This is a genomic window from Pandoraea faecigallinarum, from assembly GCF_001029105.3.
Lineage (GTDB): Bacteria > Pseudomonadota > Gammaproteobacteria > Burkholderiales > Burkholderiaceae > Pandoraea > Pandoraea faecigallinarum.
In genome coordinates this window covers 1759345-1774859 of sequence record NZ_CP011807.3, presented here as the reverse complement: position 1 = coordinate 1774859, position 15515 = coordinate 1759345, and the positions used below count along the sequence as shown (strand labels likewise).

Below are 15515 nucleotides of genomic sequence, written 5' to 3'. Positions count from 1 at the left end.
GAATTATGGCACAACGGTTTCAGTGTTTCCGCAAAATGCAGGATAATTCGACTTTCTGCCGAATCCCCCACAAAAGACGTGTCCGAAGTCACCGCGCTCGCTCAGCGCATCGATGCCCTATTGCCCCAGACGCAGTGCACCAAATGCGGTTATGCGGGTTGCCGTCCGTACGCCGACGCCATCGCCAGCGGGCAAGCCGGCTATAACCAGTGCCCGCCCGGCGGGGCCGAAGGCGTGGCGCGTCTGGCGAAACTTCTTGGCCGCCCGGTCATTCCGCTCAATCCGGAGAACGGCGTGGAGCGGCCGCGCCTGCGCGCCGTCATCGACGAATCCTTGTGCATCGGCTGCACATTGTGTATCCAGGCGTGCCCGGTCGACGCCATCGCCGGTGCGGCCAAGCTCATGCACACGGTCATCGAAGACCGCTGCACGGGTTGCGATCTGTGCGTGCCGCCCTGCCCCGTCGACTGCATCGACATGGTCCCGGTAACCGGCGAGCGTACCGGCTGGGATGCCTGGTCGCAGGCGCAGGCGGACCGGGCACGCTCGCATTTCGAAGCCCATCAGGCGCGTCTGGAAAAGGAAAAGGCCGAGCGCGAAGCGCGCCTGGCGGCCCGCGCGGCGCGTGTCGTACCGGGCACGCCAGCCGCAGCGGCAGAGGCCATCGCCGCTGGCGCAGCTGCGCCGAGCGACACAGGTGCGCAAACGACGCCGTCCACCCCGTCCGCCCCGAGCGCCGCGTCCGCCCGGCACGACGCCGAAACGGCAGCAGCGGGCGTGCCCGCGGCGGATGAAGCGGCCGCCGCCGCAGCGCGCAAGCAAGCCATCATTCAGGCAGCCCTCGAACGGGCGCGCCAGAAGAAAGCGGCGCTGGCCGCCGAGGGCCGCGGGCCGAAGAATACCGAAAACGTCTCCGCATCCGTCCAGGCGCAGATCGACGAAGCGGAAGCCCGCCGAAAGCGCCTGGGACTGAATACCGCGCCGGATGGCAACACTCACAAGGCCTGAGGGCGTACTCATCGCCGCCCGCGCCCCCGCTCAAATAACAAGACCGACGCGCCACACGCGCCCATGCCATGAACGACGCAAAACGCCGTGCCCTGTTCGAGACGCTGCAACAACTCAATCCGACGCCCACGACCGAATTGGAATACACGTCGCCGTTCGAGTTGCTCATCGCCGTGCTGCTTTCCGCGCAAGCCACCGACGTCTCCGTGAACAAGGCCACCCGCAAGCTGTATGCCGTGGCGAACTCGCCGGCGAAAATGCTCGCCCTCGGTGAGGCGGGTGTGGCGGATTACATCAAGACGATCGGCCTGTACCGCACGAAAGCCAAGAACGTCATCGCTACATGCCGATTGCTGCTCAACGTGCATGGCGGCGAAGTGCCTCGCTCGCGTGAAGCGCTGGAGTCGTTGCCCGGCGTAGGGCGTAAGACCGCAAATGTCGTACTCAATACGGCATTCGGTGAAGACACGATCGCCGTCGATACGCATATTTTCCGGGTCGCGAACCGCACGGGCCTTGCGCCCGGCAAGGATCCGCTGGCCGTGGAACTGGCGCTGGAGCGCGTGACCCCGCGCGAATTCAGGCACGACGCCCATCACTGGCTGATTCTGCACGGCCGCTACGTATGCAAGGCGCGCAAGCCCGAGTGCTGGCATTGCGCCATCGAGGCGCTGTGCGACTTCCGTCCCAAGACGCCGGCACCGAAGGCCTGACGCGAAATACGCCGGCGGCACGGAAAGCGGCAAGCGACAAACCAAGAACGTCAAATGGCAACGCGGGCGGCTCCTTGCTGGTGCCGCCCGCGTTGTCACAGGTCCGCACGACACGTCGTGCGCAAGGCTCCCGCGTGCTACGTATTAGATGATGCGAGCCGCCTCGTCGAATGAGAGGCGCGGATTACGGGGGAACAGCTTGCCATGGTCGCCGTAGCCGAGGTTACAGATGAAATTGACACGCCATTCGGTGCCGGCAAAGAACGTATCGTTGACCTTTTGTGCGTCGAAGCCCGCCATCGGACCGCAATCGAGACCCAATGCGCGAGCGGCCAGAATGAAATAGCCGCCTTGCAGCGAGCTGTTCATGTGTGCGGCACCGGCCGCCTTGGCTGCGTCTCCCGAGAACATCGGCACCATCTTTTCCGCACCGTTCGGGAACAGCTTGGGCAGGTGTTCGTAAAACTTCAGGTCGTACGCAATGATGGCCGTAACTGGCGCCGTGCGCGTCTTGTCCACGTTACCGGGCGCCATGCATTCGAGCAGCTTGGCCTTGGCCTCCGGGCTTTTCACGAAAACAATGCGCGCGGGTGTCGTGTTGGCGGAAGTCGGCCCCCATTTCACCAATTCGTACAGTTCACGCAGCGTTTCGTCGCTGACCGGCTTGTCGAGCCACACATTGTGCGTGCGGGCGTCGGTGAACAGTTGGGCGATGGCTTCTTTGGCAATGATGCTCATGACGATTGACCTCTGGTGTTAAATGGCAGACGAATGGCAAACGATGGGCGATTGTACCGTCGCGGCATGGCACGCGCTGACGCGCCAAAAAATCGCGCAGCGTCAGCCGTTCGACGATGCCCCTCGTGCTGAAAGCCAGACAACACCCGCGACGATCAACACTCCGCCGCCCCACTGCGCCGCCGTGAGCGTTTCGCCTAGCAACATGGCGGCAAGCAGAACCGTCACAACCGGCTCCAGCGTGGAGAGCATCGAGGCGCGTCCCGCCCCAAGGCGCTGCAAGCCGGCGAAAAACGTCAGGATCGCAACGACCGTCGAACACACCGCGATGGCGCTGAGCGCCCCCCAGCCGCCGGCACTCGCAGGCCAGTGCAGCGGCATGCCCTGCGCCCCCCGTACAGCGGCCATCGCCGCGAACGACACCGTGGCCGCCAGACAGACCAGCGTTGCCGTGGCCCGCGCATCGACACCCCGCGTCAGCCGGGCGCCGACGACGATATACCCCGAATAGATCAACGCCGCGGCCACGGCCAGCGCCATGCCGAGCGGCTGTCCCTGACCGCCGCCGACCGTGAGCGCCGTTCCCAGCGAGCAAAGCGCGAGTGCGCCGAGCTTTACCGGGGTGAGCCGTTCGCGCAGAAACACGGCCGCCAATATCGTCACGAACACGGGATAGAGATACAACAACAGCGCTACGAGCGACGCCTGCGCGTACTGAAGCGCGCCGAAGAAGCACAGCGACTGTCCGACATAACCGACGCCGCCCATCAGGGCGATATGCAACGATTGACGGCGTGACGGGAATCGCACGCCTTGCAAGCGGGACCAGACGACCAGCAGGACAGCAGCGATAAAAAAGCGGAACAGCAGCATCGCAAAAATGTCGGTCCCGGCGGCCGTGGCCCCACGGGCAAAGATCGCCATCGCCCCGAATGCCGACGCCGATACCGCAATGAGCGCCACGCCGCCCCATGCGGACGGCGGAGGTGCAGGCTGGGCGAGCGGCGCGTCGCCGGCGACCGTGGGTACGACAGGGGTGCGGGGGTTTTGCGGCATGATTGAACGAATTGAGCGACAATACGGCGTGTTTTTATTGCGTTATCGGCGTATTCCGGTCACTACCGGCTCGCCCGGCATTTTGCGGTACTGCGGCGCGGTGCCATCCGACCCGCGATGGTAGTCACGGTAAGGCGCGCCGCAAGATGCCATAAGAGAACCTCCACGGAGTCCCCATGTTCAATCCAAGCCGCGACGAAGTCCGGCAATTCTTCTGCACCACCTGGCAAAAACAACGTAGCGGCAGCATTCTGACGCCGCTCGAAACGATTGCCGCCGACTGGATCAACGAACACCCGGAATATCACGACGCCCTCGCCGACACCGACGAAGCCAGTGCCCGCGAGTACTCGCCGGAAGGCGGCCAGACCAACCCCTTCCTGCATCTGTCGATGCATCTGGCGATCAGCGAACAAGTCTCGATCGACCAGCCGCCGGGCATCCGTGCCGCCTATGAAAGACTGACCCATCGCCTCGACTCGCCGCACGAAGCGCAACACCGCATCATGGAATGCCTCGGCCAAACGCTGTGGGAAGCGCAACACAGCGGACAGCCGCCCGACTCGGACGCTTACCTGCAACGTATCGAGCAGCAGGCCTCGCGATAAGGTCGCGGGCGCTGCGAGCCCACGTAGCCCACGTAGCCGAGTGCATTACGCGCGTGCGCGGCAGAGGAAAACAAACGACGGTTGCCTGCACGGCAGCCGTCGTTTTTTCATGCAAACACCCACAGATTTACTTTTTCGTGACGAGGTCGCCCGGCAAGGACTCGATGTAAGCCGAAATGTCCTTGAGCTCCTTCGAGGTGAACGGCCGTGGTTTGCCGTCCTTGCCGATCGTAGCGGGGTTGGACATGACCTGCGTCTTCATGATCGCGTTGCTGCGCCCATACACGAGGCTGGTTTCGTTTTGATAAGCGCGCAGCGCGTTGTAGATGTAGTCCGCGTACTGACCGGCAAGCTTCGGGTATTCCGGCGTGATCGGCGCGTTCAGGTTGGCGCCGTGGCAGCTTGCGCACATGCCTTTGTCGACCAGTGCCTTGCCGTTGGCAACGTTGCCTGCGGCCATCGCAGCGCCGCTCGATCCGGCGAGCGCCGCACCGAGTGTCAGGGACACCGCGGCAGCGGCCTTTGCCATCGAATGCATCGAATGCTTCATCGTGTTCTCCTCAGCCACGCACGTTTTACTTCTGGGGATTGACCGGCGTCGACGCCGTCTGCGCCGCGTAATAGGCGGCGATATCAACGACGTCCTGATCGGTCAACGTGGCTGCGATGCCATGCATCGTCTGGAACTTGCGGTCGCCCTTGGCGTACTCCTTCAGGGCGTTTTCAATGTACTTGGCGTTCTGTCCGCCGATTTTGGGGACGTGATACACCTCGGGAAATGCGGTGCGATAGTCGGGAATGCCGTGGCAGCCGATACACATGGCTACCTTGCCCTTTGCCGCCTCCATGTCAGGCTTGAGTTCGGCCGCATGAAGCGCACTAAGCGACATGAGTGACGTGCCGCCAAGCGCCAGCGCCATCATCGTGAGGAACTTTTTCATGGTCTTCTTGGGAACGTTTTTGGTTGGAATACCGGCCCGCAACACGCAGATCGCCGTCCTGGCTCCAAGGCCGCCGACCTGTGAAAAAAGCAATCGATTGTAACCCACACCCTCGCAGGCGCAAACTCGGTGCTGACCCGCACGGTTCTCCGAAGTTTTGCCACAAGCCTTTGATGTCAATGCACATTTCCAACGCCCAAGCGGGCCTTATGCGCAATGTCTTATACTGAACTTTTTCCCTGCCCGGCCGGTTGGCCGGCTGTTTGCGGACGGCTCAGACAATGCGCTTCGAAGGCTCTTCCCATTACGTCGCCACCGACGACCTCAAGCTCGCCGTGAATGCGGCGGCCACGCTGCAACGACCATTGCTGATCAAGGGGGAACCCGGCACCGGTAAAACCATGCTCGCGGAGGAAGTCGCCGCCGCGCTCGGCATGCCGCTGCTGCAATGGCACGTGAAGTCCACCACCAAGGCGCAGCAAGGTCTGTACGAATACGACGCCGTGTCGCGTCTGCGCGATTCGCAGCTCGGGGAGGAGCGAGTGCGCGACATCGCCAACTACATCGTCAAGGGTGTGCTCTGGCAAGCCTTCGAAGCCGACCGACCGGTCGTGCTGCTCATCGACGAAATCGACAAGGCCGACATCGAGTTCCCGAACGACCTGCTGCGCGAACTCGATCGCATGGAGTTCTACGTTTACGAGACGCGCGAGCTGGTCAAGGCGCGTCATCGCCCGCTCGTCATCATCACGTCGAACAACGAGAAGGAACTGCCGGACGCCTTCCTGCGTCGCTGCTTCTTCCACTACATCAAGTTCCCCGAACCCGCGACGATGCAGTCGATCATCGACGTGCATTTCCCCAACATCCGGCGCGAACTCGTGAATGCCGCCATGGCGACGTTCTTCGAGGTGCGGGAGATCCCGGGTCTCAAGAAGAAGCCGTCGACATCCGAACTCATCGACTGGCTCAAGCTGTTGATGGCCGAGGAAATCGGCCCCGAAGCGCTGCGCAGTTCCGACAACAAACTGGCGATACCGCCGCTTGCGGGCGCCCTGCTGAAAAATGAACAGGATATGCATCTGTTCGAGCGCCTCGTCTTCATGAATCGCGCCAACCGGTGAGCGCGCCAACGTCATGCTGATCGACTTCTTCTACACCTTGCGCGCGGCGAAATTGCCGGTGTCGGTCAAAGAATACCTGACGCTGCTCGAAGCGTTGCAACGTCAGGTCATCGCGCCCTCGCTCGACGAGTTTTATTATCTGGCGCGCCTCTCCCTCATCAAGGACGAGAAGCACTACGACAAGTTCGATCAGGCGTTCGGTGCGTACTTCAAAGGCGTACAGCAGACGGTCGACGCGTCCGGAGAAGTGCCGCTGGAGTGGCTCAGGAAGCGCATGCAGCGCGAACTGTCCCCCGAGGACAAGGCACGCATTCAGGCACTGGGCGGGCTGGACAAGCTCATGGAGCGCCTCAAGCAGTTGTTCGACGAACAAAAGGGCCGCCATGAAGGCGGCAGCAAGTGGATCGGCACAGGTGGCACGTCGCCGTTCGGTAATGGCGGGTTCAACCCCGAAGGGATCCGCATTGGCGGCGAGAGCAACGGCAATCGCACCGCCGTCAAAGTCTGGGACCAGCGGACGTACCGGGACTACGACGATACCGTAGAGCTTGGCACCCGCAACATCAAGGTAGCGTTGCGACGTCTACGCAAGTTTGCGCGAGAAGGCGCCGCCGAAGAGCTCGACCTCGACGACACCATCCGCTCGACCGCCGCCAACGCCGGCTGGCTCGACCTGAAGCTCGTACCCGAGCGTCACAACAATGTGAAGGTGCTGATGCTGCTCGACGTCGGCGGCTCGATGGACGACCACATCGCACGTACGGAAGAACTCTTTTCCGCCGCGAAATCCGAATTCAAGCATCTCGAGTTCTACTACTTTCACAATTGCGTCTACGACTATCTCTGGCGGCAGAACCGGCGGCGTCATAACGAGCGCTTCGAGACGTGGGACGTGCTGCGCAAATACCCGTCCGACTACAAGCTGATCTTCGTGGGCGACGCGACGATGAGTCCCTACGAAGTGCTGCAACCGGGCGGTTCGGTCGAGTACAACAACAAGGAAGCAGGCGCTGTGTGGCTACGGCGCTTCATTGATCGCTTCCCGCATTACGCGTGGCTCAATCCGGAACCTGAGGCCATCTGGCAATATCGTCAGTCGATTTCGGTGATCCGCCAGCTATTTGCCAATCGCATGTATCCGATTACGCTAGCGGGTCTGGAGTCGGCGATGCGGGTGCTGACCAAGTAGGCTCCGCGCTCGCCCTGCCGCATCCTCCAACGCCGTCCCTCCTGTCCGGCGTGCAGCACCGACCGCTTCGTTCCATCGGGTTGTGCTGCGCCGATACACGACGGCACGCGGCGACACACGACAACAACGCAATAAAAGAGACAACATTCCACCATGACGTCCAGCACCACTCCCGTGCCGCCCCTGCCGCCATTGCGCCCATTGGCGGATACGTCGCCGTCGGCCATCGTGGCCGGCTTCGTGGCCATGATGACGGGCTACACCAGTTCGCTCATTCTGATGTTCCAGGCCGGCCAGGCCGCTCACCTCACACCGGCGCAGATTTCCTCATGGATCTGGGCGCTGTCCATCGGCATGGGCGTGACGACCATCGGCCTGTCGCTGCGTTACCGCACGCCGGTCGTCGTCGCCTGGTCGACCCCCGGCGCCGCGCTTCTGATTACGTCGCTGCCGGGCGTTCCCTATGGCGAGGCCATCGGGGCATTCATCGTCTGCAATGCGCTCATCGCCATTTGCGGACTGACGGGCGGTTTCGAGACGATCATGCGGCGGGTACCGCCTGCGCTGGCGTCCGCCCTGCTCGCAGGGATCCTGTTTCGGATCGGACTGGAAATCTTCGTCGCCGCGCAGCACCAGACGGCGCTGGTGCTCGCCATGTTCTTTACGTACCTCGTCGTCAAGCGCGTGGCTTCGCGCTATGCAATTCTGTTGGCGCTGATCGTGGGAACGGCCGTCGCCGGCGGGCTGGGTCTGCTCGATTTCAGCCACTTCAACATCTCGCTCGCAAAGCCCGTATGGACGACTCCGTCGTTTTCGTTGCCGGCGACGATCAGCATCGCCATCCCGCTGTTTGTGGTGGCCATGGCCTCACAAAACGTACCGGGGTTGGCCGTGCTGCGTGCCGATGGGTACAACGTGGGGGCGTCGCCGCTGATTTCCACGACCGGTATCGCGTCGGTACTCCTTGCCCCATTCGGCTCGCACGGCATACATCTCGCGGCGATCACCGCGGCCATCTGCACCGGACGCGAAGCGCACGAAGACCCGGCCAAACGGTATACGGCAGCAGTATGGTCAGGGGTTTTCTATCTGATTGCCGGTACGTTCGGCGCGACGATTGCGGCGCTGTTCGCTGCATTCCCGAAAGCCCTCGTGGTCTCGATTGCCGCCCTCGCCCTGTTCGGTTCGATCATGAACGGACTGGCCAACGCCATGCACGACACGAAGCAGCGCGAAGCCGCGCTCATCACGTTCATGGTCACGGCGTCGGGCCTGACATTGCTTTCCATCGGCTCAGCCTTCTGGGGACTGATTGCCGGGATGCTGACGCTTGCGATCCTGCAATGGCGACGTACCTGATCCGAATCGACTTGAACCGGTCGCATCCCCTGCCGGTCGGGTCGGGGTGGTAACATTCGGCCCGCACCGTTTTTCATTCTTTTTCCGACGTAACCGCAGGAGCAGCAGAACCATGGCAGTGATCGACCCGACCCCGGTATTCAAGGACAACCTCGCACTGATCGCCGGCATCGGCAGCATCGAAAACATCGCCCGCATCGATCTGCGCAACGGCAGCGGTGCGCTCGTCGGCACCATCGAAAACGCCCCGGGCAAACAAGGCTCGCTGGCCGTGTACCACTACCTCAAGCAAGCGTTCGGCACGCTCGATGCCAAGGCCGCAGAACATGCGCTGGCCGTTTTCGGCGAGCACACGGCCGATGCACGCAACCGCCCGGGCGCACATCCGAACGTGGACCGGCTGCTCGCGATCGTCGCCGGCGGCGAAGCGCTGACGATCGAGGAAGTCGCGGTCTGACGCCTCGCGCGGGCCGCACTAAAGCAAAGCCAGCCTTCCCGGCTGGCTTTTTTGCATCTGCCGCGCGCTACCTCATGGCCACACACAGGGCCACACACCGTGCTACGCAGGTAACGTCAGACCGTAAGTACCGGGCCGCCGTCCCCGTTCGCATCGCGCAGTTGCTTGACCCAACGTCTGGCCGGCAAGCCGGTCGCGGCTTCGACCACTTTGGCGCGTGCTTCCACGTCCTTCCATTCGACCGACAGCAGCGGCCCGTTGAAAGCGAGCACGATGACGTTGCCGTCATGCACTTCCGGGAATTCGATCACGCGATTGTCAAACGCCTGACGCAGACGACGGATGTTCTTCGGATAGCTGTCGTGATCGCCGAACAGGTTCATGGTCAGCATGCCCGGTTCGCGCAGGGTCGCACGGCACGCCTTGTAGAACGCGGGCGTGTCATGCACCGGCCCGCGTGCGGTGGCGTCGTAGAGATCGACTTGCAGCACGTCGACGGTGCCGTGATTCGCCGTGTCCGTGACGAAGTCCCAGGCATCCGCTTCGAGCACCTTCAGTCGACGCGAATCGCTCGGCAGATCGAACATCGTGCGCGCGGCCACGACCACTGCCGGGTTCAGTTCGACCGCCGTGACTTGCGTGCGCGCGAATTGCTTTGCCGAAAATTTGGTGATCGAGCCCGTGCCAAGCCCGAGCTGCACCACATGCTTCGGTGCGCGCATGAAGAGCAACCACGCCATCATCTGCTGCGCGTATTCGAGTTCGATACGATCGGGTTTGGACAGACGCATCGCCCCCTGCACCCACTCCGTGCCGAAATGCAGGTAACGCACGCCACCGATTTCGGAGAACGTCACCGGTGCAAAACGCGGCTTGTACGCAGGACGCAGTGAACGGGCGGCACGATCGTCGGCGACGAACGCTTCGGCTTCGATGGATTTGCGTTTGATGAGGGTCATGTGTCCTTCAGTGAAGCTCGGAAAATTCCGATGGGTTCGCATTGTACCGGGTTCAGACGCTCGGCCTTCGGTCGCGGTACGTTGTTTGCGAATACGCAATGTGGTGTACGCCGCACGGTCGAATGGGATGGCTCAGACGGACTGGCGCGGCTCGCCCATGTCGAGCCAGTCGCGCAACGCAAGCCAGGCATCGCGTTTCGTCGCGAAGGGAATCGTATATGCCGGGCTGCTCGACGGCAGCAACACGACCGGCAGGCTCACGTTGCCCTGCGCCAGCGCGCGTTGGCCGATCCGGGCTGCTGTCCCGCCGTTGAACGCAACGGCCCGCAGCAAGGGCAACGTTGCAATCAACCCCGCGAGGTCGCTGCCGGTATGCAGACGAATGTTGCTGTCGAGACTGCCCTCGCGACGCGCTTGAGCCACTACGTCCCACAGCCCTACCCCGTATGCGCGCAACACGTCGAGTCGTGTTTCGTACGGAAGGGCGGGCAGCGGCTCGCCGATCACTTCGCCGACCAGATGCCAGAAGCGATTCTGCGGATGCGCATAGTACTGCCGATGCGCGAGCGACACTTCACCCGGCAGGCTGCCGAGAATCAGAAGGCGCGTGTTCGCGTCTACGACCGGTGGGAAATTACGTTTGAGATCGGAGGCGGGGGACGTCGGCATGGCGATCAATCGCGGACATGCTCGCCGTGCACCGATTGCACCGATTGCAGCCGGCGCCAAAAGCGCGGCAGAAATGCCTCGGTAACGAGCAGTGGCGCACCATGGCGCAGAAACACGGAACGGCGCGCCCACAACCTGACACGCGGACAACCGCCGACGATCGGATCGCGCGCGTCGTGGCGCGCGCGGCCGTGCAATAGGTGGCGTGGCCCCAAGGGGCTCGATACCAGAGCGGATCGCGTGACCGTGCGATCGTGATACAGCAAGTCCGCGAGCGGGCGGGTACGCAAACGACGCATGGCTTGCCAAACCGACCGGCTGTACGCAAGCGGCGTGACACTATGCGCGACCACGACCGGCTCGTCGTCGACCAGCAGGATGACATCGCGCGCCCACATGGGCGTGCGCAGCGGCACACCGATCGCGCGGCATTGATCCGCATCGGCCGGCATCACTCGCTCGGCCACGACACGTACGCTCACGCGGCCGAGCGCGGACAGATGGCGCGTGAGAGCACCGCCTCGGGTCAGCCAGTCCTTGTGATGGCGCGAGAGCGCCGGTGACGGGACAGCCTGCCAGCGCCGCCCGCTTACATCGAATCGGAAAGTCATGGCTCGGCATTATACGGGGGCAACGTGGCGAGGCGTGCCCGAGCCGAAAGCCCTTCGCGCCATCCGCACCATGAAAAAGCCCCCGCGACATTTCGTCGCGGAGGCTTTGTGCGGCACAACAGCCCTACGTTTATCGCGTAACGCGTCGGCAATGTCAGTTGCCTGCGTCGACGCAATCAGCGTGCAGCTAGCAACAACGCGTTGGTACGTTTCACGAACGCGGCCGGATCTTCCAGGCTTCCGCCTTCGGCCAACAATGCCTGGTCGAACAGCAACTGCGTCCAGTCCGACAGATCGGCGCTGTCCGCACTCAGACGCTTGATCAGCGCATGGTCCGGATTGATTTCGAGAATCGGACGGAATTCCGGCATCTTCTGACCGGCCGCCTTCATCAGACGCTGGAGCGTACCGCTCATGTCGTTTTCGTCGGAGACGAGGCAGGACGGCGAATCGGTCAGACGGAAAGTCACGCGCACGTCCTTCGCCTTGCCCGCGAGAACTTCCTTCATCTTTTCGACGAGCGGCTTGAGTTCGTCGCTGGTCTTCTCCTGCGCTTGTTTCTCATCGGCATCTTCGAGCGCACCGAGATCCAGATCGCCGCGCGCCACGCTCACAAGTGCCTTGCCGTCGAAGTCGTGAACATAAGACAGCATCCATTCGTCGACACGGTCGGTCAGCAACAGCACTTCAACGCCCTTCTTGCGGAAGACCTCGAGATGCGGGCTGTGGCTTGCGGCCACCCAACTCTCCGCCGTCACGTAGTAGATCTTGTCCTGACCGTCCTTCATGCGGCCAACGTAATCGGCCAGCGATACGGTCTGCTCGGCGGAGTCATTGTGCGTACTCGCGAAGCGCAAGAGCTTGGCGATGCGCTCCCGATTGGCGTGGTCCTCGCCGGTGCCTTCCTTGAGCACCTGACCGAAAGCGCCCCAGAACTGCGTGTACTTGTCTTTCTGGTTTTCGGCCAGATCTTCGAGCAAGCTGAGCACGCGCTTGGTACAACCTTCGCGAATCGCCTTCACATCGCGGCTCTCCTGAAGGAGTTCGCGCGAGACATTCAGCGGCAGATCGGCGGAATCGACGACCCCACGCACGAAACGCAGGTAATTCGGCAGAAGTTGCTCGGCGTCGTCCATGATGAACACGCGCTTGACGTACAACTTGAGGCCGCCGTGCGAGTTGCGGTCCCACAGATCGTACGGTGCATGACCCGGAACGTACAGCAGTTGCGTATATTCGCTGCGCCCTTCCACGCGGTTATGCGTCCATGCCAGCGGCGGCTGCATGTCGTGCGCGATATGTTGATAGAACTGCGTGTATTGCTCGTCCGAAATCTCGCTCTTGCTGCGGGTCCACAGCGCGCTGGCCTGATTGATGGTTTCGTCCGCTTCGGCGGGCACCATCGCCTGCTTCTCTTCGTTCCACGACTCGCCGCGCATCACGATCGGCAGCGAGATGTGATCCGAATACTTGCGGATGATCGATTGCAGTCGCCAGGACGACAGCAGTTCGTCTTCGCCTTCGCGCAAATGCAACGTGATGGCCGTACCCCGGGGTGCGCGTTCGATCGTCTCGACCGAGAAGTCGCCCTCACCCGCCGACGACCACCGCACCCCTTCGGAAGCCGGCAGTCCGGCACGGCGCGACTCGACCGTCATGCGCTCGGCGACGATGAACCCCGAGTAAAAGCCCACACCGAACTGGCCGATCAGCGCTGCGTCTTTTTGCTGATCGCCCGACAGGCGGGAAAAGAACTCTTTGGTGCCGGACTTGGCGATGGTGCCGAGGTGCGCGATGGCTTCATCGCGGCTCATGCCGATGCCATTGTCTTCGATGGTGATGGTGCGCGCGTCCTTGTCGAACGACACGCGAATCTTGAGTTCCGGATCCTGCTCGTACAGCGCGGCATTGTTGATCGCTTCGAAGCGCAGCTTGTCCGCGGCGTCCGAGGCATTGGAGATCAGTTCGCGCAGGAAGATTTCCTTGTTGCTGTACAGCGAATGAATCATCAGTTGCAGAAGCTGTTTGACTTCCGCCTGAAAGCTCATGGTTTCTTGCGCCATGGTCGGGAACCTCGTGAATCGGTGAGATGGAAGAAATGTCGACTCGGACCGCCGCCCGGCGCACTTGCGCGAGCGCCGCCGCAACGGCGATACAGGTCCGAACATAGGGACGGGCGACCGGCATTTCAAGGCCGCTCGAAGGGTTATTTTGCAGGGGGAGGATGCGCCAATGTCCGGAAAACGGGGCAGACCCGGCAAAAACTCAACTCTGCGGTGGACGCGTGCCGCACCGGCACGCCGGCCACCCCGCCGTTCGCCGGCAACCTTGGGCGACCAACCGACCAATTGGTCGGTTCAGATCATCGACAGCGTCGGCCAGCGCATCGGCCGAGGTTCCGGCCAGGCAGGGTGCCCGCGCGCGCCCGAACCTCATGCGGCCAACTCCAGTTGCCGCGACAGAAAGGACAACATGGACGGATCGCTCGAACAGGCGATGTTCATGCGCATCCAGGTACTCGGCGTCTGGCGTGGCGAGAACAACGCGCCCGGGGCGAACAGGAAACCCGCTTCGTGCCCGGCGGCCGCAATGGCGTTGGTATCGATACCGGTGTCGACCCACAGGAACATGCCCGACGTGGGTTCACCGAACAGCCGCAACCCGAGACGCTCCATATGACGGCGCGCGCCGTCGCGAACTTCGTCCAGTCGCGTGCGCAACCGTTCGACATGCCGGCGGTAGTGTCCTTCGGTCAGCGCCTTGTAGACGATCCGCTCGTTGATCTCCGGCGTAGTCGAACTCGAAAGCATCTTGTGGTCGACGAACGTCTTCGCCAATTCCGGCGAACAGGCAACGAACGCGACACGCAAGTTAGCCGTGAGCGTCTTCGAAAAGCTGCCCATGTAGATCACCCGTTTGAGCTGATCGAGGCTTGCCAGACGCGCCACCTGCTGATGCGGCGGACACAGGTCGCAGTAAATGTCGTCTTCCAGCACCATGAAATCGTACTGTTCGGCGAGCCGCAGAATCTGGAAAGCGCGCGCGGGCGTCAACGAGGTGCCAGTCGGATTCTGGAGGATCGAATTCAGAATGAGGAGCTTGGGACGATGTTGCTGCACCAGGCGCTCCAACGCCTGCATGTCGAGGCCGTCGGGCGTGTAGGGTACGCCAACGGTGTGTGCACCTTGCGAAGCAATGCGTCCGAACATCACGAACCACGCGGGATCGCCCACAAGGACCGTATCGCCTGCCCTGACGTACAGGCGCAGCAGGAAATCGACGGCCTGCGTGATGCCCGACGTCAACACGATTTGCTCGGGTCGCGCCCCGATCTCCAACTCGGCAAGCTGTGTCTGGAGCTGAACGCGCAAGGGGAGAAAGCCGTGCGGATTGCCCGCCTGAAGCAAGTGCGCGCTCGACTGCCGGCTCATCGAGCGCATGGCGGACGTCATCATCTCGGCGTCCAGCCAACCCGGCGGCAAATACCCCATGCCGGGCCCGCGCTCCGGCGCGACCTGATGCAGCATGCTGCGCACGAGCCACGCCACGTCCAGCGGTCCCTGCGGCACCATGGGCGCAGCCGCGTTCTGCGGCGGCATTGCCGGACGCTCGCGAACGTAAAAGCCGGAACCGCGACGCGCCTCGAGATAGCCCTGCGCGACCAGACGCTCGTACGCTTCCACAACGGAAAAGCGCGAAACCCGCTTGTCTTCGGCAAGCGAACGAATCGACGGCATACGCATGCCCGGCAGGAAAACGCGCTCTTCGATACGCAACCGTGCCCAGTGAACGAGTTGATCGACGAGCGTCATGCGCGCCGTGTCCAGCGCGGCATTGTCCGTCAGGATCAACGGAGAAATGCGGTTCGTTGTCGCTATCGCCATCGTCTTCCACCTTTGTTGCGCGGCCTGCAGACCGCTTCATGTCCGACAGAGCGCACCGGTCGTGCCGGTACGCATGCATTGGGGTGCGGCACCGATCGGCGCCTCCCGCAAAGTTGACAGGTATCTCCCAGTCGAAGTGTCCGCCCCTGTTGCACATGAGCGGCTCATGGATCGCCACTCTACGCCGGCGCCTTGCCTT

16 protein-coding genes are annotated in these 15515 nt (G+C 62.5%); 7 read left to right on the top strand and 9 right to left on the bottom strand.

Annotated elements, in window-relative coordinates; genetic code table 11:
- The first annotated feature begins 78 nt into the window (after positions 1 to 78).
- Both rsxB and nth read left to right on the top strand, forming a co-directional pair.
- On the top strand, positions 79 to 1008 hold the full coding sequence (gene rsxB / locus AB870_RS07965) for an electron transport complex subunit RsxB (RefSeq protein ID WP_047907590.1): 930 nt from the start codon (positions 79 to 81) through the stop codon (positions 1006 to 1008).
- A 68-nt stretch (positions 1009 to 1076) separates the two neighbouring features.
- Positions 1077 to 1721: an endonuclease III gene (gene nth, locus AB870_RS07960; RefSeq protein WP_047907589.1), complete on the top strand. Its 645-nt coding sequence runs from the start codon at positions 1077 to 1079 to the stop codon at positions 1719 to 1721.
- A gap of 144 nt (positions 1722 to 1865) precedes the next feature.
- Here the strand turns inward: nth and AB870_RS07955 are convergent, their stop codons facing one another.
- Both AB870_RS07955 and AB870_RS07950 read right to left on the bottom strand, forming a co-directional pair.
- Complete coding sequence (locus AB870_RS07955) at positions 1866 to 2459, bottom strand: malonic semialdehyde reductase (protein ID WP_047907588.1); 594 nt, start codon at positions 2457 to 2459, stop codon at positions 1866 to 1868.
- Positions 2460 to 2561: 102 nt separating this feature from the next.
- Entirely contained in the window at positions 2562 to 3515 is a 954-nt protein-coding gene (locus AB870_RS07950) for a DMT family transporter (protein ID WP_084663446.1), read from the bottom strand.
- 176 nt (positions 3516 to 3691) lie between these two features.
- On the opposite strand from AB870_RS07950, the gene AB870_RS07945 reads away from it, so the two are divergent.
- Positions 3692 to 4123 carry a DUF1841 family protein gene (locus tag AB870_RS07945; RefSeq protein WP_047907587.1) on the top strand — a complete coding sequence of 144 codons (432 nt, stop codon included), beginning with the start codon at positions 3692 to 3694 and terminating at the stop codon, positions 4121 to 4123.
- A 127-nt stretch (positions 4124 to 4250) separates the two neighbouring features.
- On the opposite strand, the gene AB870_RS07940 is transcribed toward AB870_RS07945, so the two are convergent.
- Together AB870_RS07940 and AB870_RS07935 are read right to left on the bottom strand one after the other, a co-directional pair.
- Complete coding sequence (locus AB870_RS07940; RefSeq protein ID WP_047908959.1) at positions 4251 to 4652, bottom strand: c-type cytochrome; 402 nt, start codon at positions 4650 to 4652, stop codon at positions 4251 to 4253.
- Between the two features lie 46 nt (positions 4653 to 4698).
- On the bottom strand, positions 4699 to 5064 hold the full coding sequence (locus AB870_RS07935) for a c-type cytochrome (protein ID WP_047907586.1): 366 nt from the start codon (positions 5062 to 5064) through the stop codon (positions 4699 to 4701).
- Positions 5065 to 5345: 281 nt separating this feature from the next.
- Here AB870_RS07935 and AB870_RS07930 point away from each other — a divergent pair, with 281 nt between their 5' ends.
- The 4 genes from AB870_RS07930 (at position 5346) to AB870_RS07915 (ending at position 9193) form a co-directional block, all read left to right on the top strand.
- A complete protein-coding gene (locus tag AB870_RS07930) occupies positions 5346 to 6188 on the top strand; it encodes an AAA family ATPase (protein ID WP_047907585.1) in 843 nt (280 codons plus the stop codon).
- 13 nt (positions 6189 to 6201) lie between these two features.
- On the top strand, positions 6202 to 7377 hold the full coding sequence (locus AB870_RS07925) for a vWA domain-containing protein (protein WP_047907584.1): 1176 nt from the start codon (positions 6202 to 6204) through the stop codon (positions 7375 to 7377).
- A 153-nt stretch (positions 7378 to 7530) separates the two neighbouring features.
- Positions 7531 to 8736, top strand: coding sequence for a benzoate/H(+) symporter BenE family transporter (locus AB870_RS07920; RefSeq protein WP_047907583.1), 1206 nt, complete (start codon positions 7531 to 7533; stop codon positions 8734 to 8736).
- Between the two features lie 118 nt (positions 8737 to 8854).
- The gene (locus tag AB870_RS07915; protein ID WP_047908958.1) at positions 8855 to 9193 is read left to right on the top strand and encodes a DUF2322 family protein; all 339 of its coding nucleotides are present in this window, start codon (positions 8855 to 8857) and stop codon (positions 9191 to 9193) included.
- Between the two features lie 116 nt (positions 9194 to 9309).
- Here AB870_RS07915 and AB870_RS07910 read toward each other — a convergent pair whose 3' ends face one another.
- The 5 genes from AB870_RS07910 to AB870_RS07890 form a co-directional block, all read right to left on the bottom strand.
- Complete coding sequence (locus tag AB870_RS07910; RefSeq protein ID WP_047907582.1) at positions 9310 to 10152, bottom strand: spermine/spermidine synthase domain-containing protein; 843 nt, start codon at positions 10150 to 10152, stop codon at positions 9310 to 9312.
- A gap of 132 nt (positions 10153 to 10284) precedes the next feature.
- The gene (locus AB870_RS07905; protein ID WP_047908957.1) at positions 10285 to 10821 is read right to left on the bottom strand and encodes a DNA-deoxyinosine glycosylase; all 537 of its coding nucleotides are present in this window, start codon (positions 10819 to 10821) and stop codon (positions 10285 to 10287) included.
- Between the two features lie 5 nt (positions 10822 to 10826).
- On the bottom strand, positions 10827 to 11432 hold the full coding sequence (locus AB870_RS07900) for a chorismate--pyruvate lyase family protein (protein ID WP_047907581.1): 606 nt from the start codon (positions 11430 to 11432) through the stop codon (positions 10827 to 10829).
- Positions 11433 to 11608: 176 nt separating this feature from the next.
- Positions 11609 to 13495 (bottom strand): molecular chaperone HtpG, encoded by a 1887-nt coding sequence (gene htpG / locus AB870_RS07895; protein WP_047907580.1) that lies wholly within the window; start codon positions 13493 to 13495, stop codon positions 11609 to 11611.
- A gap of 369 nt (positions 13496 to 13864) precedes the next feature.
- Positions 13865 to 15316, bottom strand: coding sequence for an aminotransferase-like domain-containing protein (locus AB870_RS07890; protein WP_047907579.1), 1452 nt, complete (start codon positions 15314 to 15316; stop codon positions 13865 to 13867).
- Between the last annotated feature and the right edge of the window lie 199 nt (positions 15317 to 15515).